Raw genomic sequence first — 22,647 nt, 5'->3', positions numbered from 1 at the left:
GTGAGGCCCGCCCCACCTCCGGATCTCAACCCGCGATGTCGTCCCAGCCCTGCGTCAGCTGCGACGAGAGCTCTTCGAGTGTGATCTGGTCCGCGAAGTACTGCTGGAAGGCCGGCGTCGCGATCGTGTCCTTCCACTCCGCGTAGCCGTCGACCTTCAGGAAGGGTGCGCCCGTCAGGCCGTCGCCCGATGCGAGGATCTGTTCCCATCCGATGGCGTCGCCCGCGAGCTCCGCGACCTGCTCGCGTGCGGTGCCGGACGACGGGATGAGAGCGTCGGCGTAGGCGATCTGCGCGAGATTGTCGGCCTGCAGGAAGTAATTGAGGAACTCGGCGGACTCGTCGACGTACTCGGAGTCGACATTCACCGAGTAGGTCTGCGGGTTGGCCGCCTGCAGGGCACCGGCTGTGCCTTCGAGCGGGGGCAGCACCGTCCAGTTGAAGCCCTCTGGAGCATCCGCGGCGATGTTCGCCGCCTGGAAGGAGCCCTGCACGGTCATCGCGACCGTTCCGCCGTAGAACGAGGCGAGCACCTCCGAGCCGGACTGAGTGAGGGACGTCGGGTCGAGCGAACGATCGGTGTAAGCCATCTCGTGGACCAGCTCAGGCAGAGCGAGCTCGTTCTCGCCCACCTCGATGGCGGCGTCGGCGCCTTCACCGGTGAAGTACGCGCCGTCGAATCCGACGCCGAGGGTCATGAGTGCCGCGGTCGGCGAGCCGAGACCCCAGCCCAGCCCGAAGCGGCCGTCGGCCGTCGTGGCGCGAGCGATCTCCTGCAGCTGTTCCCATGACATCGTCTCGCCCGTCGGGATCTCGACTCCCGCCTGCTCGAGCAGATCGGTGTTGGCGAACACCATGTACGACTGCAGGGTCGACGGGTAGGCGACGATCTGATCATCGACGGTCACCGACTCCCAGATGCCCTCGGAGATGTCGCTCTGCAGATCGGCGTCCACGAGATCGCCGAGGTCGGCGAGGTACCCGTCGCGGGCGAAGGATCCGATCGACGCGGCCTCGTACTGGATGATGTCGGGGGCGGTGCCCCCGGTGAACTGCGTGATCAGTTTGTCGTAGATCCCGTCCCATCCGGCCTGGATGATCTCCACCTGGACGTCCGGGTTGTCGGCGTTCCATGCGTCGACGATGCCGGAGACCGCCTCTTGGGTGGCCGGCTGGTCTGACAGCGATTGGAACTGCAGCGTGACTCCGTCGCCGTCGCTGCTGTCGTCGCGGCTCGCGCTTCCCTGCTGACATGCGGTCAGCGCCAGGGCCCCGGCGCTGATCAGCGCCAAAGCCGCGATGCCTCGTGTGCTTCTCATGTGACTGCCTTTCTGGGGGTGGGACTCAGCCCTTGACGGCACCGGCGAGCATGCCGCCGGTGAGCTTCTTCTGCAGGATCGCGAAGATGATGAGCGAGGGGATGGTGGCGAGGATCGCGCCCGCGGCGAGCGGACCCAGCTCGGTCTGCCCCTCGGCGCCGAGGAACGAGCGCAGCGCGATCGGGAGGGTGTAGAGCTCAGGGCTCTGGATCAGCACTAGAGCGAGGAAGAACTCGTTCCACGCGGCGACGAAGGTGAACATCGCGGTGGCGACGAGGCCCGGCGCGAGGAGTGGCAGGACGACGCGGCGGAGGATGGCCAGCCGCCCCGCGCCGTCGACCTCGGCGGCTTCTTCGAGTTCACGCGGGATCGCGGCGACGTAGCCCTGCAGCATCCACAGCGTGAACGGCATCGTGAACGTGACGTAGACGAGGATCAGGCCCAGAAGAGTGTCGTTGAGCTGGATCGTTCGCAGCACGAGGAAGAGCGGGATGATGATGAGGATGGTGGGGAAGACCTGGCTCGTCAGAATCCACACCGTTCCGGCCGCTCGCAAACGCCCCTGCAGACGCGCGAGGGCGTAGGCCATCGGCATCGAGAGGATGACGGTGATGACCATCGTCGCCACTGCCACGAGCAGGGAGTTGCCCGCGGCGGTCAGGAGGTTCTGCCGTTCGAGAGCGGTGACGTAGTTGCCCCACTCCCACACACGCGGGATCAATCCGCTCTCGAGCGAATTCAGCTCGCCCGACGTCTTGAACGATGCGGAGAGCAGCCATACCAGGGGGAAGCCGAGGAAGAAGAGGTACGCCGCGAGCGCGACGTACATCAAGCCCGTGCCGTACCAGGGGCGGCGGTTCATGCTGACTGTCCCTTCGCCTGGCGGAAGCGCGCGATGAGATAGACGGACAGGATCAGCAGAATCGCGATGACGAGCACATCGCCCATCGCCGAGGCGTAGCCGATCTCGCGGTTTCGGAAAGCCTCCAGGTACGTGAACAGCGGCGGAATCATCGTTCGGCCACCGGGGCCGCCCTCGGTGAGGACGTACACCAGACCGAAGGAGTTGAACTGCCAGATGAAATCGAGGGTGGTCACGGCGATGATCACGGGGCGGAGGGCCGGAAGCGTCACGTGCCAGAAGCGGCGCAGCGCGCCGGCGCCGTCGACGGCGGCGGCCTCGTGCAGTTCGGGGGCTATGGACTGCATGCCCGCGAGGAGCAGCACAGTGGTCTGCGGGATGCCCGACCACACGCCCACGAGGATGACGGCGGGCAGAGCCGTCTCGAAGTTGCCCAGCCAGTTCACGCCCTGCAGACCGATCGACTCGAGGAATCCGTTGAGGGGCCCGGAGTTGGGGTTGTAGATCATCCGCCAGACGATCGCGATGACGACGGGTGGCATCGCCCAGGGAATGAGGGCGAGCACCCGGGTGAGGGGCTTGAGTCGAAGGTCGCTGTTGAGGAGGAGTGCGAGGCCCGTAGCCGACAGGAGCGTGAGCAGTGCCACCGACCCCGCCCAGACGATGCCGATGCCGAATGACCCCCAGAAGCGCTGATCGCCGAGAAGCTCGATGAAGTTGCCGAAGCCGATGAATTCGATCTCGGCGTTCCTTCGGAGAGTCGCGTTGGTGAAGCCGAGAGCGACACCGGCGGCGAGTGGAATCACCGAGAAGATGATGATCGGCAGCAGCGCTGGTCCGACGAGCGCGACCGCCTCGCGCCGCTCGGCCCGCGCGCGGGGACCGAGGCGACGCACAGCCGGCGTTGCCGTCGAGGTGGTGGAGCGGGGGGCCGTCGTCGTCATCCGACGCCCCGCTCGGCGGTCGCCTGTGCGAGGGGCTTGGCCATCGACGACGCACGGATCGTCAGTGACGGCGCGACCGTCACGGTGTGCACGGCACGGGTGGGCTCGGCGATGCGCGCGAGCAGCAACTCCGCGGCGAGGCGGCCTCGTTCGGCTGCGCCGAGATCGACGCTCGTCAACCCCGGACGGGTGACCTCTGCCAACTCCGTGTTGTCCATGCCCGTGATCGACAGATCACCGGGCACGCTCCATCCGAGGTCGTCCGCGGCGTGCAGGGCGCCGATCCCGATGAGGTCGTTCGCCGCGACGATGGCGTCGAGCGGTGCGTCGTCGGCGTCATCCAGGACCTTCTGGGCGGCGGCGTATCCGGAGGCGATGGTGAAGTCGGGTGCGGCGAATGTTCGTCCCTCGGCATCGGGGTGGGCGGCCATTGCCGCGAGGAAGCCTTCCTCGCGCAGGCGTCCAGGGGTGGTGTCGCGCGGGCCATTGAGGAAGACCAGCCGGCGCCGTCCGGTGGCGACGAGATGATCAACCACCATCCGCATCCCGCGGGGCGAGTCCGCCCGCACCGAATCGATCGTCGACTCTTCGGGTGCGCGTCCGAGAACCACGACGGGGACGGGGGCCAGCTCGAGCGCCTGGATCAGCTCGTCCGTGACCCGCAGCGGAGACAGGATGAGTCCGTCGACGTGGCCGCGCCGAAGCTCATCCACGACCTCGAGCGAGGTCGACGTCGTCCCGGTCGACGAGATCACCAGACGGTAACCCGACGCGGCGACGACGTGCTGTACCGCGCTCATCATCTCGACGTACACCGGGTTGCCGATATCGGCGACCGCGTAGGCCAGCTGCTGCGTTCGGCCCAGTTTGAGTGAGCGGGCGCGAGAGTCAGGGATGTATCCGAGCTCGGCGGCGGCCTTGCGAACCTTCTCGATCGTCTCGGCGCTTGCGATCTGATCGTTCAGCGCGCGTGATGCGGATGCGATGGATACACCCGCAAGCGCAGCGACCTGCGTGATGGTGGGACGAGGCATCCGACTCCCAACGACAATGGTGGAAACGTTTACGGCTTTCGTCGTAAACGTTTCCACACCCCCAAGAATTCGTCAAGTCCTCCTCGCGCTCCCCTCACCGAGCGATCCGAAACCCCACGCCGCACGGGGCATCATCGCCTTCCGAAGCATCCGATTCGCGGAGCGCTCCGAAGCACTGGCAATCGTCATCACTGAACCCTTGCAAGGAGTACGCAATGAAGCGCATGAAGTGGGTCGCGTCCGGAGTGACCGTCGGGGTCCTCGCCGCATCCGTCGCCGCCGGCATCGGGGGGAGCCCGGCGCCGCAGGCGTTCGTCACCGCCAAACCCGCGATCGGTCTCACCGCCGACGGCAAGCTCGTGTCGTTCAACACCCTGACGCCTGCCGTTGCACGATCGGTCGGCGCCGTCACGGGATTGAGCGGTGACTCGCGACTGATCGGCATCGATTACCGGGTGCAGGACGGGCTCCTCTATGGGGTGGGAGACCTCGGTGGTGTCTACACCCTCGCGGGTGCCACCGCGACCAAGGTGTCGCAGCTGACGATCGCCCCGTCCGGCACGCACTTCGGCGTCGACTTCAACCCCGCCGCCGACCGGCTGCGGGTGATCAGCGACACCGGCCAGAACCTTCGGCACGACGTCGTCGGGGGGACCACCGTCGCCGACGGCCCTCTCACCTACCCCGCGACTCCGACCGCGCCCGCTGCGACGGCCGTGGGGGTGACCGCAGCGGCGTACACCAACAACGACCTCGACCCTGCCACCGCCACAACCCTGTTCGACATCGACACGACGCTCAACCAGGTCGTGCTGCAGTCGCCGGCCAACGCCGGGCTGCTGGCGTCGACCGGCAAACTCGGCGTGGACGCCGGGGCCGACGCCGGTTTCGACATCACCGCCGACAACGCCGGCTTCGCCGTGCTGGCGGTGAACGGCGAGAGCAGGCTGTACAGCGTGTCGCTGCTGACGGGTGAGGCGGATGCGACGGGCAAGTTCCCGCGTGGCGTGACGGTGACCGACATCGCCATTCGCATCGGCTGATCACCGCCGCATCAGGGGGTCAGCAGAGCGGAGAGTCAGCGCTTCACAGCGGCGCCAAGAATCGCTACGCCTCGATCCCGAGCGTATGGATCACGAGCCGACCGTCGATCGCGGCGACGACCTGCTGCGCTTCCCTCAGGCGATCCGCCGGGGTCGCGGCCGCGACCCGCTCGGCGACCCAGGCGATCCATGACTCGGTGATGCTTCGGGCGAGGGAGCGGTGGGGCTCGTCGCCGCGGGCGCTCGCACCGATCAGCTCGAGGTAGACCCGCATCCAGGGGTGTGCCTCAGCCGAGCTGATCACCGGCCACGCGCGTTCGATCAGGTCTGCCGGCGGCAGGGCGTCGGTGCCGAACGCAGCGCCCAGCAGGTCGCGGAGCGACACCGAGCCGGCCTCGACCGCGGCCTGGAGAAGGTGGGCTTTGGTGGGGAAGTAGTAGACGACCGTGCGGTCGGCGATGCCGAGGGCGTCCCCGACGCTCGCGAACGACAGTCCCGACACGCCTCGTTCGAGGAGCACCCGCACGGCGCCGTCGAGGATCTCCTCCCGCGAGTGTCGGCTTCCCACATCGGTCAACGTTACTGGCCTGCTTTCACCGCCCTGTCGCGCGCGGGCGGTGCCGAGTCGCGTGCGGGGACCCAGAGGGGACCGGATGCCAGGGCGAGCACGATGACGTTCAACACCGCGTTGATGGGGTTCCCCGATGCGATCGACCCCGCGCTGTCGAGCACGAACCATGCGATCAGGCCGACGAGCACGGACCGACGTACCCCCTCGGGGGCCGAGTCGAACACCCACTGGCGAAGGCAGAGGATCGTGACGCCCCAGCCGAGGAGAAATCCCCCGGTCAGCGCGGTGAGGAACCTCGTGGTCGCCGACTGGTAGTCCTGCGCGCCGTCGACGGGCCATGCGAGCACGTCGAGCGTGAACTGCGCCGGGCCGGATGTCGCGAGCGTCGTGCCGAGCGCGAACACCGGCCCGAATGCGCCGACGACGATCGCGGTGACGATCAGCCAGTTCTTGTGCAGGGTCGTCGTCATGAGCGCCTCCTGTAGTGCGAGCTACACAATGTGTAGTCGATACTACACTGCCGAGCGCGAAGGAGAAGCCTGCTCACCGGCAGGCGGTGCGTGCATGCTGAAGGGGTGGAGATGGGGTACCTGGAACGCGAACCGCCTGCCCCGTTGCGCGCATCGGTGTCGCGGCTGTGGTGGTTGCGAATGCAGTCGCCACAGCGATTCGAACGGATCGTGCCGATCCCCGCGATGCACCTCATCGTGAACCTGGCTCCCGAACCGTACCGCGTGATCGCGCGTGGACGGACCTCGGTCGATCAGACCCTCGAGGCTGCGTTCCTCTCCGGAATGCAGCTGGAGTACCTCCTCAATGAGAACCCGCCGGTCGTGCACCACGTGGGAGCGGCTATCCATCCGTGGGCAGCCGGCGCCTTCGGCATCGATCCGGCCGCCGTCGTCGATCGAGTGCAGCCTGCTGCGACATTCCTCACCGGGATCGACGTGCTTCGGACCTCACTGGCCCAGGTCGATCCGGCGGAGGCGATTGCGAGGTACGCGTCATTTCTCACCGATCTCCGCGATCCGCAGTGGACACCCGACCATCGTGTTGTGGCAGCGATCGGGGGAATGGATGCCGATCCCGGGGTGCCGATCCGCGAGCTCGCTGGGCGTGCGCGGATGTCGCCGAAGGGTTTCGCCGAGGCCTTCCGCCGCGCCACCGGCGTCACCCCGAAACGTTTCTCGGCGGTGCTGCGGCATCAGGCCTTCCTCGCGGAGCTGCCGGACGAGGGCGACCTGCCGAAGTGGAGTGAGCTCATGCGCACCGGCGGCTACTACGACCAGCCGCATTTCATCCACGAGTTCCGCCGTCTCACCGGGATGACTCCCACCGCGTACCTCGAGCACCGGCGGCGCTACGGCCACGGCGAGCCTTCGTTTCTCCCGTTCGACGAAGACGGTGCATTTTCTCCAAGCCCGTGATATCCGGTCTCGGCGAGACTTCGGCGATGGACATCGTTCTCAACCCGTTGGCGATCGCCGCAGCCGCGGCATCCACCTTCCTGCTCGGTGGTCTCTGGTACTCGCTGCTGTTCGCCAAACCGTGGCAGCGTGCCGCAGCGGTCACGGACGAGCAGCTCGCGACCGGGGCGCCCCGTGTCTTCATCGGGTCGGCCCTCTTCGCTCTCGTGATGGCAACGAGCCTGGCGGCCTTCATCGGTGGCGCGGGCCTCGCGTTCGGCGCCTTCGCGGGCTTCGCGGCCGGACTCACGTTCGTCGCCGCGGCGTTCGGCGTCAACTATCTCTTCGAGCGCCGGTCCGCCACGCTGTGGGCGATCAACGCGGGCTACAACACGGTGGCATTCACGCTCATGGGCATCATCATCGGTGCGCTTCAGGGCTGATTGGTGTTCCGGGATGCGCGATTCACTACCCCGCGAACGCAACCGAGCCAGTTCCCCTAGGCACGGAGCGGCTCCCTCGAGCGGCGGGGATCCGGGGGTGCCGATATCTCGAGGGAGCCCGGACCCCACGCAGTTCACGACCATTGGGGAGGCCGCTTCCTGCCGTCTGCGGAGCAGTCGCCAGGTAGGTTCCGTCGTCAGAATAGCGAGGCGAAGGTCTCTCGATGCGGCCCTACGAATGGAGTTATCGCACTCGTAACACGCCCGTATCGCTGTCGGGCGGTCAGGGCCGCCCCATCCCGAAGTACTCCCACCCCGCCGCGCGCCACGCTCCCGCGTCCAGGCAGTTGCGCCCGTCGACGACGACCTTCCCGCGCACCAGCGATCCCGCATGCGCGGGGTCGAGTTCGCGGCGGTACTCGTCCCATTCGGTGACGACGATGACGGCGTCCGCCTCTCGCAGAGCCTCGTCGCGGTCCTCGACGTAGTTCAGCTGCGGGTGGATGCGCTGTGCATTCTCGATCGCGGCCGGGTCGGTGACCGTCACCCACGCCCCGAGCCCATGCAGCTTCACCGCGACATCCAGCGCGGGGGAGTCGCGGATGTCGTCGCTGTGGGGCTTGAACGCCGCACCCAGAACGGTGACGTTCTTCTTGAACACCGATCCGCCGAGAGCTTCGACGACGAGCTGAGCGGCGCGGTCGCGGCGACGCAGGTTGATCTCGTCCACCTGACGCAGGAACGCCACCGACTCCCCACGGCCGAGCTCTTCCGCGCGAGCCGAGAACGCGCGGATGTCCTTCGGCAGGCACCCGCCGCCGAACCCGATCCCGGCGCCGAGGAACCGGCGCCCGATCCGGGCGTCGTGCCCGATCGCGTCGGCCAGCTGTGTGACATCCGCACCTGTGACTTCGGCGATCTCGGCCATGGCGTTGATGAACGAGATCTTCGTCGCCAGGAACGCGTTGGCCGACACCTTGACCAGCTCGGCGGTGGCGTAGTCGGTCACGATGAACGGGGTGCCCTTGGCCACGGACGGGTGGTACACCTCGCGGAGGACGGATGCCGCGGTCTCGCCCTCTGCGCCCGCGGGAACCCCCGCGACGAGCCGATCCGGGTCGATCGTGTCCTGCACGGCCCATCCCTCGCGGAGGAACTCGGGATTCCACACCAGCGTCGCACCGGTCTCGGTCACCCGCGGGGCGAGGCCCGCCGCAGTCCCGACCGGCACCGTCGACTTGCCGGCGACGATGTCGCCCTCAGAGAGGTAGGGCAGCAGCCCGTCGACCGCGGCGTTGACGTACGTCAGGTCGGCGGCGTAGCCGTCCTTGACCTGCGGGGTCCCCACGCCGACGAAGTGCACCTTCGCGCCCGCCGCCTCGGACATGTCGGTCGTGAACCGCAGGTTCCCCGACGCGATGCCCTCGGTGAGGATCTCCTGCAGCCCGGGCTCGAAGAAGGGCGCTTCGCCCTTCGACAGCGACGCGATCTTCCGCTGGTCGACATCGATCCCGACCACCTCGTGACCGATCGACGCCATGGCAGCCGCGTGAACGGCGCCGAGGTAGCCGCATCCGATGACCGATAAACGCATCATTCTCCTTCTTGTCGTGAGCCGTGGACCATCAACGTCTCATGTTCGAAGCAGCTCTTCGACTCGACGTGGGTGCCGGCTGGGTAGGGGACGTGATCGGCACAGAACGGCTGCGACGCCGAGCGGTGGTCCACGGGGGCGAGAACAGCCAGGGTATGCGGGGGGCGACCGCAGCGAGTCCGAGGCCGACGGCAACGGCGACCGCTGTCACGGCCACCGCGATGAGGATGTTCACGACGGTCGGCCAGGACGGACTGAACAGTCCGATCAGCCACGCAAGAGGCGGTATGACGAGGATGTGGCTGAGATAGATGGCGAGCGACGCACGCCCGCACCGAACGAGCGTTCGGGCGGCTCGCAGGTCTTGCACGGACTTGGCGACGAGCAGCAGGGCGGCGACTCCTGCGACCTGCCCGAGGAAGACCGTCCCGGGAATGGTCAACAGAGGCCGGGCGAGTGCGAGGGCCAGAGCGATGGCGAGATAGATCCCGACGGCGACGCCCGCGTGCCAGTGACGTGCACGTGTCATCAAGCGGATGATCTCCGACCGGAAGAGCACGCCCACGACGAAGAAGACGAAGAGTGTACCGATCCGGTTCCATGCGATCGTGCCGGTGTTGACCACTCCGCTGGTGAACAACATGGACGCGGCCGCCGCCGCGGCCCCGAGCAGCCATCGTGGTGCTCGGCGGAGAATCCAGGTGAGGAGGGTGGAGAGTGCGAGCGCGTAGAGGAACCAGTAGAGACTCGCCGGCAGCACCGGGAGGAGGAGCAGCGAAAGCGGATCCCCGGCGGCGATGTCCGTCGCGCGCGACGGGAGCGACGGGAACAGCGCGAACATCGCGAAACGGAACAGCGACCAGAGGACGTAAACGTACAGAAGCGGCACGACCCGCTTCTTCGTGAGCTCGCGGAATGAGCCCTCTTTCACCAGCCGAGAACTGAAGAGGCCGGCGATGAGGAAGAAGGCGGGAAGGGGCACGAGCTCCAGTAGCGCTTTCGCCCGCCCCAGAGTCCGATCGACCCCGACCACCTCGAGGAAGAGCGTCGCGTGGAAGTACACGACCGCGATGATCGCGACGCCACGCGCCACGTCTGCCCAGCCGAGCCGATGGGAACGAAGACCCGCCCGCGATGATGCAGAAGCCACGGCGGTCATCGGCCGCCCTCCAGGAACGGGCTTGCGCCGAAGAGAAAAGCGCGCATAGTGGTGCCGATCGTTGACGGAGAAGTAGTGCTGCCGAAGCAGGCGGAGCACGGGTCGTCGTCGGCGTGAACCTCAGCAGTAACCATAGCGTGCGCATAGGGGCGGCCAGTCAGCCGTCACACGAGATTTACGCGGACGTAACGATGGCTGGGCGTGCACGCCGCGCCTCATTTACGACGGGGAAACAGAACCTTCATCTTTCCTCGGTACTCTCTAGCAAGGCTGGCTCGCAGTGTGGGCGGTTCGGCTGCCATGGGAAGACGGCAGAGGAGGACCGTGAAGCGTGGATTTTTGACCGTTCCCCGCTGGGATCGGCGAGCGATTCTCCGGTTCTGGGTCACATTCGTGGTCGCGGTCGGGTTCGCAGGGTTGGTCACCGCCGCGATCCTTCGTCTGCTCGACGAGCCAGAGGTGTGGGTGGGCTTGGCCATCCCCTTCCTCGCCGCCCTCGCCATCGGGATGTTCGCGGTTCCCGTGCACATGCTTCCGGCCATCGTCGTGGTCATCCTCGCGGTCTTTCCCACTCGCCTCATCCCGAGTGGTGGCCCGTTCAACGCGCTGCCTCCGATGGCTCTGCTTCTCGCCGTCTGGGTGTTCCGCCGTCTCGTGCTCGATCAGCGCAGTCCGAGGCTCGAGCGTTTCGGTCCTGTGACCAGGGTGGGACCGCGGCTTGCGGTGTACACACTGGCGATCCTGTTCGCCGCGTGGCTTTTCATCGCGGCGTTCCTCGCCGGCGGTGGGGAGACCGAGCTCGGCTGGAGCATCGCGTTCGTGCTCAGCGCCCTCGTCCCTCTGCTCGTCTTCGACGCACGAGAAGAGGTCGCGCTGCTGCGCCCCGTGCTGATCATCGTGGGTGCGCTGGTCGGTCTGAACATCTTCATCGAGATGCTGCTCGGCTTCTCTCCCGTCTACGGGATCGTCGACGTGGTGCTGGGTGCATCGCGCGAGTTCGAGTTCTCGGTGTACCGCGCGCGTGGTGCCTTCAGCCACCCGCTTTTCGCGGGGGCATTCCTCACCATCCCGGTGTGTCTCGCCATCGGGGGATGGATCACCACGGGCAAGAAGTGGATGCTCCTGTGCGGGGCCCTGGCCGGAGCGGGCATTCTCGGAACGGTGTCGCGGGGGTCCATCGCCGCGGTCGCCGTCGCTGTGGCGATCGCGCTGGTCGTTACACCGTTCTTCCTCGGTTGGCAGCGCATCACGCGATGGTTCGCGCTTCTGGCGCTGGCAGCAGTCGGGGGTCTCGCGGTCCTGAACTTCGGTCCACTTCTCGATCGTGCGGACTCGATCGAGTCTCGACTCTCCGCTGATGTGCGCGACAGGGCTCTCACCGTGGCCATCGACGCAGCGCAGTATGGCGGGTGGTTCGGGACGGGTCCGGGAACATCGGGAGAGACCGGGCGTCTCTTCGATTCGATCGTCATAGAGAACTCCCTGCTCCAGCTCCTGATCAGTGTCGGCGTTCCGGGCCTCCTGTTCTTCCTCGGGTTCATGGGATGCCTCGTCCTCGCGGCCTGGTCGCACCGAGACTTGGGCGTCGGCATGGCGGTGATCGCATACGTCGTCGCGATCACAGGATTCAATTCGCTCGACGCCGTACGAAGCATGCACATCCTGATCGGCATTCTGGCTTTGCTCGCCGTCAATGACGCGCGCGAGATGGCCCGACCCGCAACAGACGTCCGCGACTCGTTCCCCACGCCGACATCCGTCACGGCAGGCTGACCGATCCGGTCGGACCGCACTGAGATTCCGAGCACCAGATGACTTCTCCCTCACGGACCGCCCCCAGCCTGGCCGCAAAGGCAGGTCGAGGCGCCGCGGTCACCTTTGCCGGGCAGCTGACGCGCATCGTGGTCCAGCTGCTCGGAATCGTCCTGCTGGCACGCCTGCTCTCTCCGAGCGACTACGGACTCACAGCGATGGTCCTCGCGATCATCGGTGTAGGCGAGATCCTTCGCGATTTCGGTTTGTCGAGCGCTGCCATCCAGGCGCGCACACTCACCCGGGGACAGCGTTCCAACCTCTTCTGGATCAACCTGGGTATCGGTGCCGGCCTCACGGCGATCGTCGCAGGCCTGGCGGTGCCCCTCGCGTCCTTCTACGGCGACGATCGACTGGTCCTCATCACGCTGGCGCTCTCGGTCACTTTCCTGCTCAACGGCTTCTCCACCCAGTTCCGCGCGGACCTGAACCGGAACTTCCGGTTCGGGTGGTTGGCATCAGCCGAGATCGGTGCGCAGATCATCGCGCTGACCATCGCACTCAGCCTGGCGGCGTTCGGGTGGGGCTATTGGGCCCTCGTGGCCCAGCAGGTGCTGCAGGTCCTGCTCCAGGCGGTGGTGCTCCCCTTCGTCGCGGGCTGGTGGCCCTCCCTTCCTCGCCGGGGGGAGCAGATGAAGGCGTTCCTCACTTTCGGAGGCGGCCTGGTCGGCGCTCAGCTGCTGAACTACGCCAGTCGGAACGTGGCGTCCGTGGTGATCGGCCGCCAGTTCGGTGCGCAGGAACTCGGCTACTTCAACCGGGCTTACCAGCTCATGGTGCTGCCGCTGAATCAGATCAATGCGCCATCCTCGCGAGTTGCGCTTCCGACGCTTTCACGCCTGCAGGACCAGCCCAGGAGATACGCGGACTTCATCTCCTTCGGCCAGACGATCTTGCTCAATCTGGTGTGCTTCGTCCTCGCATTCACGGTCGCGGTCGCTCCGGACCTGGTGTTCGTGGCGCTCGGCCCGCAGTGGGGCCCGACCGTGCCGCTGTTCCAGGTGCTCGCGATCGCGGGGCTGTTCCAGGCCGCCGCGTACTCGTCCTACTGGATCTACCTCTCGCAGGGCCTCACCACGCGCTATCTCGTGTACATCGCCATCACGCGCCCCTTCGTCATCGCGATCATCTGCCTGGGCGCGGTGTGGGGCGTGGAGGGTGTGACGGTCGCCTACGCGGTGACGGCCGCACTCCTCTGGCCGATCGGCACGCTCTTCCTCGTCGGCCGCGCGACGGCACCGCTTCTCAAGCTGTTCCTGACCGCGCTGAGGACCATCTCGATCTATGCCGTGGCGGCGACGGCCTCGTGGGCCTCGACGCTGCTGTTTCCGGATCTCTTTCCGATCGCCCGTATGGCGGTAGGGCTGACGGGGTTCCTGCTGGCGTTGGCCCTCATCGCCGCAGTGTTCCCCCCGTTCCGTCGTGACGTTCTCTCCATGGCATCGGCGCGACGATTCTTCCGCAGCGCACGAAAGCCGGCTGTGGCCCAGGAGGAGACACCGTGAAGATTCGCCACATTCGTTCCCGCCTGATCGCGATATCGCGCGGCATCGTCGACCGGACCGGTTGGACCGAAATAGCCGTGGACCGCGCTCTGCGGTCGGTCCGCTCCGGAACATCGCGCCATGTTCTCATCGCCCCACCGGGGGCAGGCAACATCGGCGACCAGGCCATGGTGGAGGCCTTCGTGGCCGCGGCCGATCGCGAGGTCATCGTTGTGAGCCGTGGGCAGCAGGATTTCGTGATCCCTGCGGCGATGGTCGAGAAGGCGTCACTTCACGCGCTCCCTGGGCTGTTCTACGGTCAGGGGACGAATCACCGGGCAGACCTGCGACGCTTGGCGATTCTCGTCGACGGTGCGGCGACCGTCTCGATCATCGGTGCCGACATCATGGACGGCGTCTATGTGCAAAGGCCCTCGCTTCGGCGGTCGGCGATCGCTGCGGCGTGCGCGCGGGCAGGAATCGACACGTCGGTGATCGGATTCAGCTGGAGCAGCAAGGCGACCCCGCAGGCTCGGCGTGCTCTGCGGCGGGCCGGCGCGGCGGGCGCCCGCCTCCTGTTGCGTGACCCCGCTTCGGCGGGCCGAGTCAGAAGCCTCGGTGTGGCGGGCGTCGTCGAGACCGCGGATATCGTCTTCACGGACGACAGGCGGGACGATGCCGCCGCCGAAGCGATCCTTCAGGGGATCGATGGACCGGTCGCTCTAGTGAACGCGAGCGGACTGATCGCGCGCTCGGTCGACCAGGTTCCCGAGTACGCCGCCGTCATCCGCCATCTGCGCGGGCGCGGGCTGTCCGTCATCCTCCTGCCCCATGTGCTGCGCGAGACCGCGGATGACCGCTCGGCATGTCGCGCGATATTCGACGTCGTCGACCAGGACGGCGTGCGTCTCGTCGACGAGCCGCTCAGCCCGTCGACTATTCGAGCTCTCGCCGCGGTCGCTCAGGTGACGATCACAGGACGGATGCACCTCGCGATCATGTCGCTCGCGCAGGGGACACCCGCGGTCACCCTGGCGACTCAGGGCAAAGTGGAAGGACTGATGAGTCTGTTCGACTGGCCGGAGCTGTGCGTTGCACCGGCGCCGGGCATGGCGGAAGACATCATCCGAGTCGTGGACGTCGCGTTGGATGCGGCCGATACGGCAACGAGAATCCGCCGGGGGGCGGAGAAGGCTCGCGATCTCGCGAAAGCGAACGTGAGTCGCATCGGGGGCGACACGGGCCGAACGGCCGGTGTCGCGGAATCTGGGGGACGAAGATGGGCGCAGCAAACCGACTGATCAGATCGGATGTCGGCCGCAGGGAATGGGTCGATCTTGTGAAGGGCGTCGCGATCATCATGATCGTGGCGTACCACACGACGCTCTTCCTGGCGTCCTCGGGGTTGGACGTTGCGGGTATCGGGCGAGTCAAGGTCGTCCTCGAACTGTTCCCGATGGCGGCGTTCTTCCTGATCACGGGAACGTTCCACTCCCGGGTCACTTCCTGGTCCTTCGGTGACCTGTGGCGCCGCCGGCTGCGACAGTATCTCTATCTCTACGTGCTGTGGTCGGTCATCCGCTTTCTGTTCTACCTGATCGCACCCAACATCCGGTCCGATGGGGCAGGGCAGACGGCATCCGATCCGCTCGCACTGCTCGGAATCCTCATCTGGCCCATCAGCTCGTACTGGTTCATCTACGCGCTGTTCGTCTTCACCGCGGTGTACTGGCTCTTCCGGCGCGTGCCCGCCTGGGTGCTGATCGCGGCGAGCGCGATCCTGTCCGCCCTGTCGTCCTCCGGGATCCTCGACGCGCAGAACGTCGGCATCGACCGGATGACGGAGTACCTCGTTTTCTTCGTGATTGGCGCTCATTTCCACAGGCGCATCTACCAGGCTGTCGACACCGTCACGCCGTGGAAGGCTGTGCTCATCACCGTCGGTTTCGGCGCCTTCGCGGTTCTGGTGACCGTCGTGCCTGCACTGGCTCGCGTTCCCGGGGTGGCACTCGTCGGACAGTTCCTGGCCGTCGCCACGGGTTTCGCGATCGCGTTTTACGCGGTTCGTCTGGTCGCGTTGCGATGGCTGACGTACGTCGGCGTTCGGACTCTGAACATCTACCTCGTCCATACCTTCGTCATCGCGTTGGTCGTCGCGCCCTTGGCGCTTCTGCCGGCTCTGAACGAGTTGCCCGGCCGGGGCCTGATCTTGACTTTCGTGCTGACGGCGGTCGTCGTCGCGCTCTCGATCCTCATCACCCGGTACCTCACACGCGTCTCGTGGCTCTTCGTCTATCCGTTCGGTCGTCGGCGCCGCAACAGCGCTGAACGCACCCCAGCTGCAGCGGGTGACTGATGCGCCTGGCATGGCCGGACGTCGCGCGCGGCGCAGCCATGATCCTGGTCGTGCTTGCGCACGCGATCCAATTGATGGGCGCCTACGGGTGGGAGAACGGATGGCTCGACACGGTCAACCTCTACCTGACCGCTGTCCGGATGCCGCTGTTCTTCCTGATCTCCGGCATCTTCGCCGCACGGGCGATACGACGGTCCTGGAGGGCGCTGTTCGCATCCAGGCTCGCCCTCCTCATCTACATGTACCTGTTGTGGATGATCGTCAGGGCGGTGTGGTTCACGTTCGTGCCATGGCCGTTGAACGAAGAGCACCCGTGGCTCGCCCTGGCAGTGGCGCCGATATGGCCGACGAACGGGCTGTGGTTCCTGTACGCACTCATCGTCTACATCGTGCTCGCCAAACTGACCGCTGCCTTGCGCGCGTGGATACCCCTCGCCGGCGGCTGCGCGATTTCGCTGGCTGCGGCCTACGATGTGATCCCCACCGGGGGCAACTCGGTGTGGACGTCGATCGCCCTCTACCTGTTCTTCTTCCTCCTCGGCGCGCGTCTGCCGAAGGTTTGGTCCACCCTCGCTGACCGGAGCAATCCCGCGGTCGCTGCACTCGCACTGGTCGTCGTGCCCGGTTGCATCCTCGTGTTCAGTGTTCTCCCCGATGCTCTGGAAGGGGTGGGTCGTGTCGTGTTGTCGGTGGTCTGCGTCGCCGCTGCCCTGGCCGTGGCCTCCCTCGTTTCCCGTTGGCGATGGATTGCCACGCCGCTTCGGTACGTTGGTGAACGAACGATTGCCATCTACGTCACCCATGCCATGCTTCTGGCGGCGCTGGTGCCGCTGGTTCCCCCCGACGTCGTCCCGCCGGCCGCGGCCGCCGTCGGATTCACCGCGGTCGGCGTTCTGATTCCGCTCCTCATTCGACGCGCGGTAGGCGATCGCAGTGGTGTCTTCACCCTGCCGCGGGGTCTGCAGCGGCGCCTCGAGGCGTCGGTTACGGTTGCGAAGACGGCGCGGCGGTTCCGTTGACGGCATCCAACCAGATCTGCTCGACCCGGGGATAGATCGCCTCGGCGGAGTACCCCGACATGAATCGCCGATGACCGGCCTCGGCGATGCGGCCGCGAGCTGCGTCATCGTCCATGAGTTCTTCGAGCGCTCGGCGCAGCGCGTCTGCATCACCAGGCGGCACGAGCATGCCCGATCCGTCCGAGAGGAGAGGGGGGATGCCACCCACCGTCGTCGACACGCAACAGCAGCGGCGCGCCATCGCCTCCAAGAGGAACATCGGCATGGCCTCATCGCGAGAGGGAAGGACGGCTATGGCGGCCGACTCGAGTAGACCCATCAGCTTTGCGTGCGGCACGCTCCCCATGAAGGTGACGCCGGGGATGTCGCGATCCACGAGGTGATGGTCGCGAATCGGGCCGGCGATGGTGAGGCTCCAATCGGGGTGAGCGGCGGCGATGGGGCGCCACGCCTCCTGCAGGACGTCTATCCCTTTCCGCTCTGACACGACACCCCCGAACACGATGGTCGAAGCCTTGTCTTCTCCGGATCCGGCGGGGATCGCATTCGGTACCAGCTCGATCCGGGAGGCGTCGATGAACCGTTCGCACACCGAGCTGGTTTCCTCAGAGAGCGTGATCACCTTCGTGGACGCGCGCAACACGCCGCCCACGAGTCGCGGGTGCGCGGTCGCGAACTCGACGAACTCGCTTCCGTGCAGGTGCGCGATCACAGGGATGCCGCGGGCGGCAGCAAGCCGCGCCAGCGACCCCTCTCGGATGAAGGAACCCCTCTCGGAAAGATGGACGACGAGGGCGAGGTCTCGTCGTGGAAGCCGGCTCACACGCCAGAGCGCCCCAACCCACAGACGGAGTGCTGTCAGATGGTCTCCGGGATCACCTCGAGACTCCAGGACGGACACCCTCGTTCTGCGGAACGGCCACCGGACGTAGGCGTTGATGACCTGTGTCATTCCGCCCGGGATGTCACCGGCCCTGCCCACGTGCACGATCTCGGGACGGCGGGTCACGCTGATACCGTTTGCACCGATCGCGGGGCGAGGAGTTCATGAAGCTCTGCGCGGACGTTCTCGAGGCGCTCACGTGCCCCGGCGAGAGCGTCGAGGGCTTCATCTCTGCGCTGCGCGCGTGCGATGATCTCGTCCGCCAGCTCTCGCGCGGACAGGCCCCGGCTGTTCACAGCGACGCCCTTCAGCCCGATCGTGTCGAAGTGTCGCGAGATCTTGTCGGCATCGTCCAGCTGCAAGCCCACCGGGGCGGCTCCCTCGGTCATGGCCGCCACGATGACATGCAGACGATCGCTCGCTGCCACCGCCGTCCTCCGGTACACCGCTCGCAGGCGCTGTTCCTGTGCCAGATGATCTGACGCTTCGGGCCACGCGACGATGATCTCGGCACCCACGTCCCGAGCCAGCAGGTTGGTTCTGGCATCGTCGACCGACACCTGGGTCACGACGGCGATGCGGAGCCCGAGGTCGTCGGCGGCGAGACGAATGCCATCCAGCCATGCACGATCCGGGTAAGGACGGGGCGCAACTTCCGTGTCGTCGCGAAGCGACACCACGAGAAGGTCTCGCTTCTCGCCTGTTGCGGCGTCTCGGAGGGCCTCCACGGGCGAGCCCTCGGCGAATCCGAGGTCGGGCATCGCCGCACCCACCCCGAGATACGCCGCAGTCTTGTCGTCTCGCCAGCGGGTGTAGCTGCTCAGCGCGTTTGACGGTTTCATGATCGCCCGCGGCACAGCCGCGAAATTGCGCGCACCGACGCCGACGCGGCCAACGGCTCCGCCGCGGACCCGGACCAAGGTCGCCGCGGGGAGCATCGCGACGTGCTCCTTCATCCCCACAAGAGTCAGCTGGATCTCGCCCGGTTTGTACAGGGAGTGAGCCGTCCCCTTCGCCGCAGACCGGACGAGCGCTGCGTACCACCGCCCGAAGGAGCGATACACACGGTCGGCGCCTGTGATTCCGAGACCTTCGTCATACCCGTCGGGAGAGTTGCCGACGTACACGTGCAGGGTGCCGCACTCGCGAGCCCACCGCAGAAGAGGGCGTCTCAGGATGATGTCGCCGATGTTCTCGTACTGGCCGCGTCCGACGGCGAAGATGTCAGGAGTTGGCATTGTCCGCTTTCTCAGAGGGTTCATTCGTCGTCGACGTGTGCAGGTCGTCCACGATGCGCCGTGTTGCCGCCCATTCGATGACCTCGCCCGTCAGGCCTGGCCCTTCAACGGCGCGCCCGAGGTCTTGCCGGTTCACCAGGTCGGCGATCTCTGTCTGATGGTCATCGACATGTTCTCCGCGTGACGCTCGGCGGATGGCCTGCACGGGGTAGATGCCCATCGTGAGGAGCTCCATCATCGTCCCCACGCCGGCGTGCGTCACCACCACGTCCGCGTCAGCCGCCGCGCGGCGAAACTCCTGGGGACCGAGATAGTCCACGACCGTGCCGGGAAGATCATCGGTCCTTCGGGTGTCTCCGAGTTGCCACACCGTCTCATCGTTGGCGTACCCGCTCGCCAGCATGGCGTCCACGACCGAATCGAAGCGGTAGCCGCGAATGGTTCCGAGCGTCACGAAGACCTTCCTCGGCCGCTGCGAGTTTTCGCGGGGAACGCTGCGGAAGTCGTCGAGGATGCTGTCGGTACGTTTCCATCGCCCCCCTGCCCAGCCTGGGGCCGGGGTGTGTAGCTCCACCTTGGGCACGAATCGGAGGAGTCGCCCGGTCGTGGACGGACCATCCAGCCGGCAGACGCTCTCGACATAGAGGGAGCGGATCCCGTGCAGCACGGCCAGGGGGAGCGCGGCCGTTGCTACCGCCGCCCCCGTGCTGATCGCGACGTCGAATTTCTCCTTCGCGAGGAGCGATCGCAGGGTGGGCAGTGCCGCGACGGTGCCCTTGAGGTCTCGAGGGCCGATATAGGGGAGGGTCACCACACGCCGACCGCTGAGGGACTCGCGGCTCTGCGGCGTATCGAAGGTCACCCAGAGACTGTCGGGGGCCAGGCCCGTGCGCTCTTCGAGTCGTATCAACTCGGCGAGGTGACCACCCGTCGACGCGACGAGAAGAGCCTTGGATCCGGGAGCGCACAGCGGTGGGGCAGACACGTGTAACTCCTTGTGCGTCCGCGGGTTGCGACCTCTCCCCGCTCATGGTGGTCGCGACACGTCATCGGCTGGACCGGATATGCCTTATTCTACGGGTGTCGCCGGTACGTCTCGCAGGCTGACCCTGATGCCTTAATCCGCTCGTAACGAGTCGTCATCCCGCGTTCACACGTGGAGAGCGATTACCAGGCATAATCGTCTTCGCGACCTCGATCCGGGGCGTGACCACCCCTGAAAGGTTTGCGCATGAACGACAGCGCCCCACGTAGCGGTCCGCTCGCCCCCGCCCTCAGCCGTCGCGGCTTCATGGCGGTCATGGGAGGGGTCGGGGGAGCGCTGCTGGTCTCGGCGACGGGTCAGTCGGCGCTTGCAGCGACGACTCCGACGCCGAAGCTGCCGGGAGAGTACTTCCGAAAGGCCAATCAGGTCACCGCGGGCGGCACGGTGTTCGATAACATCTGCGTCCGTATCAACGGTGACACGATGCGACTTCATGTTCCTCAGACGGTGAAGCCGAACTCCGGCGTCCCGGTCCCGGTCGTCTGGTTTTATCACGGCTCCGGAAGCGACCACAACGCCCTCGATGGTGGATTCAAGTCGCACGCGGCGGCCATGGTCGATCGTGGGGCCATCGCCATCTGCCAGACAGCCGGTGGAACGCTCTACTCGCATCCGACAGCGGTGGGACTCCAGGCGGCGGGATGGTCCTATATCGCGGGTCTTTTCAAGGTATCGGGGAACGTTCTGCGGGCTACGTCGGGCGGCGGAGCACTGGCGATCGAAACGTACGCGACGCGCCTCATCCCGTCTATCGTCGGCATGTACGTGGTGAACGGAACGTACGACATCCGTGACGCGTACAACGCGGGCGGAGATCGTCGCAACACCATCGTCGCGGCATTCGGCGATGATCCCGCCGCGATCGACGCCGCAAATCCAGCGCGGCACCCTGCGAGCGCGTGGGCGGGCACGAAGATGAGGATCGTCGTGGCTGCTCCCAGCGAGACGGACCAGATCGTGCCGCCCGACACGAACGGACTCGCCCTCATCTCGCGTGCACAGCCCACGGCAGCGGAAGCCACCGTTCGTACACACGGCAACGGCCACTCGACCCCCGGCTTCGCCCTCTCTGACTTCGTCGCCACTGCTGAGCGGTGGGGCAGTCGCTCCACGGCCGACACCGTCAAGCCCACGGTCGCACTCACCTCGCCGGCCGACGGAGCAACAGTTGCCGGCTACGTGAACGTCACGGCAACGGCGTCTGACAACGTCGGTGTGGTGGACGTGGGTGTCTTCATCGGTTCGACGCGCATGGCCACCCTCACGAAGCAGAACTCGACCACGTGGGGAGCGAGGATCTATACGAAATCCTCGAAGACCCCCAACGGCATCTATACGGTGACCGCTCGTGCGACGGACGCCGCAGGGAACGTCGGTGTCAGTGCGCCTATTCGGGTGACTGTGAAGAACTGAGGCTGTCTGCGCGTCGGGACAGGTGTCGCTCGATCACGGCGCTCTGTGAGAGGGCGGTATCGATCCCCGAGCTCGACGGCAGACCCGGTGAACTCGCCACGTAAGCCAGCAGCGGGCCCTCTCGAGTGGTCGAGCTCGCCGCGAAATAGGTGACATCGAGCTTGTACTGGTCGGCGATGTTGTAGAACTCCTCGAAGACCGCGTTCCAACCCTCCGCGGATGCGGCGGATTGGAAGCCACCGTCACCCCCCGAAGGCCAGCCCACTTCGCCGACGGAGCATCGCACGGCCCAGATCCGGCACCACTCCGCGAATGTGGTCAACTGCTCCAGCACGCGGCCGTAGTCGGCGTCGGGGTCGTAGTTCGCCCGGCTGTTCTCCACGTAGAAATGCTCGGAGTACATCACCCGATCGAGGGGGTCGACGATCCACGGGCCGTCAGGCGCGATGGTCGACAGCCGGCCGCGGGTATCGCTCAGCATTCCCTCGACCCAGATGGTGTGATCGTTCCCGGTCGAGCGGATGGCGTCGACCGCCACCTGGGCGAAGCGCTTGTAGTTGTCCACACCCACCGACCACCGCGGTTCGTTGAAGATGTTCAGCGCCGCCACGCGTTGATCGCCTGTGAAGCGCTCGGCGATGGTGCGCCAGAGCACGGTGACGTGCTCCTCGGTGATGCCGTCGCCGCAGCGGAGGCTGCCCTCCACATAGTCGCCACCTCCCCACGGATAGGTGCAGCCGTTGTGGAGGTCTATGACCGTCCGGATCCCATGCCTCCCCGCCTCCGCGACCTCTTCTGACACCTTGTCGAGATAGGCCATGTCGATGGGTTGCGCAAGACCGTCCGCGGCATCGCCGCCCGGCGGGATCTCTTGCAGGCGTTGCCAAGGAACGGCAAGACGCACGATGTCGATGCCGCGGCTGGCGAGGAAGGCGTAACTGGACTCGGGCTCGCCCACGACGCTCAGGTCTTCTTGGAACCCGGGGAAGATGAGGCTGTAGATGTTCACGCCACGGAGATACT

The 22,647-nt window shown here is 66.4% G+C and carries 21 protein-coding genes; 9 read left to right on the top strand and 12 right to left on the bottom strand.

All coding sequences use genetic code 11. From position 1 onward, the window contains the following. Positions 1–25: 25 nt before the first annotated feature. The 4 genes from T9R20_RS14215 to T9R20_RS14200 are packed head-to-tail and all read right to left on the bottom strand — an operon-like array spanning position 26 to position 4,158. The gene (locus T9R20_RS14215) at positions 26–1,318 is read right to left on the bottom strand and encodes an ABC transporter substrate-binding protein (RefSeq protein WP_322409962.1); all 1,293 of its coding nucleotides are present in this window, start codon (positions 1,316–1,318) and stop codon (positions 26–28) included. A gap of 25 nt (positions 1,319–1,343) precedes the next feature. Then, positions 1,344–2,180: a carbohydrate ABC transporter permease gene (locus tag T9R20_RS14210; protein ID WP_322409961.1), complete on the bottom strand. Its 837-nt coding sequence runs from the start codon at positions 2,178–2,180 to the stop codon at positions 1,344–1,346. After that, the gene (locus tag T9R20_RS14205; RefSeq protein ID WP_322409960.1) at positions 2,177–3,124 is read right to left on the bottom strand and encodes a sugar ABC transporter permease; all 948 of its coding nucleotides are present in this window, start codon (positions 3,122–3,124) and stop codon (positions 2,177–2,179) included. The genes T9R20_RS14210 and T9R20_RS14205 overlap by 4 nt, the downstream gene beginning before the upstream one ends. After that, positions 3,121–4,158 carry a LacI family DNA-binding transcriptional regulator gene (locus T9R20_RS14200; RefSeq protein ID WP_322409959.1) on the bottom strand — a complete coding sequence of 346 codons (1,038 nt, stop codon included), beginning with the start codon at positions 4,156–4,158 and terminating at the stop codon, positions 3,121–3,123. The genes T9R20_RS14205 and T9R20_RS14200 overlap by 4 nt, the downstream gene beginning before the upstream one ends. A 215-nt stretch (positions 4,159–4,373) precedes the next feature. On the opposite strand from T9R20_RS14200, the gene T9R20_RS14195 reads away from it, so the two are divergent. Continuing rightward, the gene (locus T9R20_RS14195; protein WP_322409958.1) at positions 4,374–5,201 is read left to right on the top strand and encodes a DUF4394 domain-containing protein; all 828 of its coding nucleotides are present in this window, start codon (positions 4,374–4,376) and stop codon (positions 5,199–5,201) included. Positions 5,202–5,265: 64 nt separating this feature from the next. On the opposite strand, the gene T9R20_RS14190 is transcribed toward T9R20_RS14195, so the two are convergent. Both T9R20_RS14190 and T9R20_RS14185 read right to left on the bottom strand, forming a co-directional pair. Next, positions 5,266–5,769, bottom strand: a complete 504-nt coding sequence (locus T9R20_RS14190; protein ID WP_322409957.1) for a TetR/AcrR family transcriptional regulator — start codon at positions 5,767–5,769, stop codon at positions 5,266–5,268. 11 nt (positions 5,770–5,780) lie between these two features. Further along, positions 5,781–6,242: a hypothetical protein gene (locus T9R20_RS14185; protein WP_322409956.1), complete on the bottom strand. Its 462-nt coding sequence runs from the start codon at positions 6,240–6,242 to the stop codon at positions 5,781–5,783. A gap of 111 nt (positions 6,243–6,353) precedes the next feature. On the opposite strand from T9R20_RS14185, the gene T9R20_RS14180 reads away from it, so the two are divergent. Next, positions 6,354–7,199: a helix-turn-helix domain-containing protein gene (locus T9R20_RS14180; RefSeq protein WP_322412193.1), complete on the top strand. Its 846-nt coding sequence runs from the start codon at positions 6,354–6,356 to the stop codon at positions 7,197–7,199. 26 nt (positions 7,200–7,225) lie between these two features. Continuing rightward, positions 7,226–7,621: a DUF1761 domain-containing protein gene (locus T9R20_RS14175; protein WP_322409955.1), complete on the top strand. Its 396-nt coding sequence runs from the start codon at positions 7,226–7,228 to the stop codon at positions 7,619–7,621. Between the two features lie 283 nt (positions 7,622–7,904). Here the strand turns inward: T9R20_RS14175 and T9R20_RS14170 are convergent, their stop codons facing one another. Beyond that, positions 7,905–9,215, bottom strand: coding sequence for a UDP-glucose/GDP-mannose dehydrogenase family protein (locus T9R20_RS14170; RefSeq protein ID WP_322412192.1), 1,311 nt, complete (start codon positions 9,213–9,215; stop codon positions 7,905–7,907). A gap of 31 nt (positions 9,216–9,246) precedes the next feature. Next, positions 9,247–10,308 carry an acyltransferase family protein gene (locus T9R20_RS14165; RefSeq protein ID WP_416182915.1) on the bottom strand — a complete coding sequence of 354 codons (1,062 nt, stop codon included), beginning with the start codon at positions 10,306–10,308 and terminating at the stop codon, positions 9,247–9,249. Between the two features lie 390 nt (positions 10,309–10,698). On the opposite strand from T9R20_RS14165, the gene T9R20_RS14160 reads away from it, so the two are divergent. From T9R20_RS14160 to T9R20_RS14140, 5 genes are read left to right on the top strand one after another with little or no spacing between them, the layout of a single operon-like run. Continuing rightward, positions 10,699–12,147 (top strand): hypothetical protein, encoded by a 1,449-nt coding sequence (locus tag T9R20_RS14160; RefSeq protein WP_322409953.1) that lies wholly within the window; start codon positions 10,699–10,701, stop codon positions 12,145–12,147. A 38-nt stretch (positions 12,148–12,185) separates the two neighbouring features. Next, the gene (locus T9R20_RS14155; protein ID WP_322409952.1) at positions 12,186–13,691 is read left to right on the top strand and encodes a lipopolysaccharide biosynthesis protein; all 1,506 of its coding nucleotides are present in this window, start codon (positions 12,186–12,188) and stop codon (positions 13,689–13,691) included. After that, a complete protein-coding gene (locus T9R20_RS14150; protein WP_322409951.1) occupies positions 13,688–14,971 on the top strand; it encodes a polysaccharide pyruvyl transferase family protein in 1,284 nt (427 codons plus the stop codon). Before T9R20_RS14155 ends, T9R20_RS14150 begins: the two co-directional genes overlap by 4 nt. After that, positions 14,950–16,026 (top strand): acyltransferase family protein, encoded by a 1,077-nt coding sequence (locus T9R20_RS14145; protein WP_322409950.1) that lies wholly within the window; start codon positions 14,950–14,952, stop codon positions 16,024–16,026. Before T9R20_RS14150 ends, T9R20_RS14145 begins: the two co-directional genes overlap by 22 nt. Further along, entirely contained in the window at positions 16,026–17,045 is a 1,020-nt protein-coding gene (locus T9R20_RS14140; RefSeq protein ID WP_322409949.1) for an acyltransferase family protein, read from the top strand. Before T9R20_RS14145 ends, T9R20_RS14140 begins: the two co-directional genes overlap by 1 nt. Here the strand turns inward: T9R20_RS14140 and T9R20_RS14135 are convergent. The 3 genes from T9R20_RS14135 to T9R20_RS14125 are packed head-to-tail and all read right to left on the bottom strand — an operon-like array spanning position 17,011 to position 19,980. Beyond that, positions 17,011–18,054, bottom strand: a complete 1,044-nt coding sequence (locus T9R20_RS14135; RefSeq protein WP_322409948.1) for a glycosyltransferase family 4 protein — start codon at positions 18,052–18,054, stop codon at positions 17,011–17,013. The two genes, T9R20_RS14140 and T9R20_RS14135, sit on opposite strands and share 35 nt — an antisense overlap. Then, positions 18,051–19,166: a hypothetical protein gene (locus T9R20_RS14130; protein WP_322409947.1), complete on the bottom strand. Its 1,116-nt coding sequence runs from the start codon at positions 19,164–19,166 to the stop codon at positions 18,051–18,053. The genes T9R20_RS14135 and T9R20_RS14130 overlap by 4 nt, the downstream gene beginning before the upstream one ends. Continuing rightward, positions 19,153–19,980 (bottom strand): glycosyltransferase, encoded by an 828-nt coding sequence (locus T9R20_RS14125; RefSeq protein ID WP_322409946.1) that lies wholly within the window; start codon positions 19,978–19,980, stop codon positions 19,153–19,155. Before T9R20_RS14125 ends, T9R20_RS14130 begins: the two co-directional genes overlap by 14 nt. A gap of 417 nt (positions 19,981–20,397) precedes the next feature. On the opposite strand from T9R20_RS14125, the gene T9R20_RS14120 reads away from it, so the two are divergent. After that, positions 20,398–21,624 (top strand): Ig-like domain-containing protein, encoded by a 1,227-nt coding sequence (locus T9R20_RS14120; protein ID WP_322409945.1) that lies wholly within the window; start codon positions 20,398–20,400, stop codon positions 21,622–21,624. Here the strand turns inward: T9R20_RS14120 and T9R20_RS14115 are convergent. Further along, a complete protein-coding gene (locus T9R20_RS14115) occupies positions 21,599–22,633 on the bottom strand; it encodes a glycoside hydrolase family 5 protein (protein ID WP_322409944.1) in 1,035 nt (344 codons plus the stop codon). The genes T9R20_RS14120 and T9R20_RS14115 overlap by 26 nt on opposite strands. Positions 22,634–22,647: the final 14 nt, after the last annotated feature.

Origin of the sequence: Microbacterium invictum (genome assembly GCF_034421375.1) — a bacterium.
Lineage (GTDB): Bacteria > Actinomycetota > Actinomycetes > Actinomycetales > Microbacteriaceae > Microbacterium > Microbacterium invictum_A.
This window is presented reverse-complemented; position numbering and strand designations above follow the sequence as displayed.

Bases quoted from the DNA above. Each gene is read 5' to 3' on its own strand.
- T9R20_RS14215 (WP_322409962.1), bottom strand. From the start codon at position 1,318: ATGAGAAGCACACGAGGCATCGCGGCTTTGGCGCTGATCAGCGCCGGG.
- T9R20_RS14210 (WP_322409961.1), bottom strand. From the start codon at position 2,180: ATGAACCGCCGCCCCTGGTACGGCACGGGCTTGATGTACGTCGCGCTC.
- T9R20_RS14205 (WP_322409960.1), bottom strand. From the start codon at position 3,124: ATGACGACGACGGCCCCCCGCTCCACCACCTCGACGGCAACGCCGGCT.
- T9R20_RS14200 (WP_322409959.1), bottom strand. From the start codon at position 4,158: ATGCCTCGTCCCACCATCACGCAGGTCGCTGCGCTTGCGGGTGTATCC.
- T9R20_RS14195 (WP_322409958.1), top strand. From the start codon at position 4,374: ATGAAGCGCATGAAGTGGGTCGCGTCCGGAGTGACCGTCGGGGTCCTC.
- T9R20_RS14185 (WP_322409956.1), bottom strand. From the start codon at position 6,242: ATGACGACGACCCTGCACAAGAACTGGCTGATCGTCACCGCGATCGTC.
- T9R20_RS14180 (WP_322412193.1), top strand. From the start codon at position 6,354: ATGGGGTACCTGGAACGCGAACCGCCTGCCCCGTTGCGCGCATCGGTG.
- T9R20_RS14175 (WP_322409955.1), top strand. From the start codon at position 7,226: ATGGACATCGTTCTCAACCCGTTGGCGATCGCCGCAGCCGCGGCATCC.
- T9R20_RS14170 (WP_322412192.1), bottom strand. From the start codon at position 9,215: ATGCGTTTATCGGTCATCGGATGCGGCTACCTCGGCGCCGTTCACGCG.
- T9R20_RS14155 (WP_322409952.1), top strand. From the start codon at position 12,186: ATGACTTCTCCCTCACGGACCGCCCCCAGCCTGGCCGCAAAGGCAGGT.
- T9R20_RS14145 (WP_322409950.1), top strand. From the start codon at position 14,950: ATGGGCGCAGCAAACCGACTGATCAGATCGGATGTCGGCCGCAGGGAA.
- T9R20_RS14140 (WP_322409949.1), top strand. From the start codon at position 16,026: ATGCGCCTGGCATGGCCGGACGTCGCGCGCGGCGCAGCCATGATCCTG.
- T9R20_RS14130 (WP_322409947.1), bottom strand. From the start codon at position 19,166: ATGCCAACTCCTGACATCTTCGCCGTCGGACGCGGCCAGTACGAGAAC.
- T9R20_RS14120 (WP_322409945.1), top strand. From the start codon at position 20,398: ATGAACGACAGCGCCCCACGTAGCGGTCCGCTCGCCCCCGCCCTCAGC.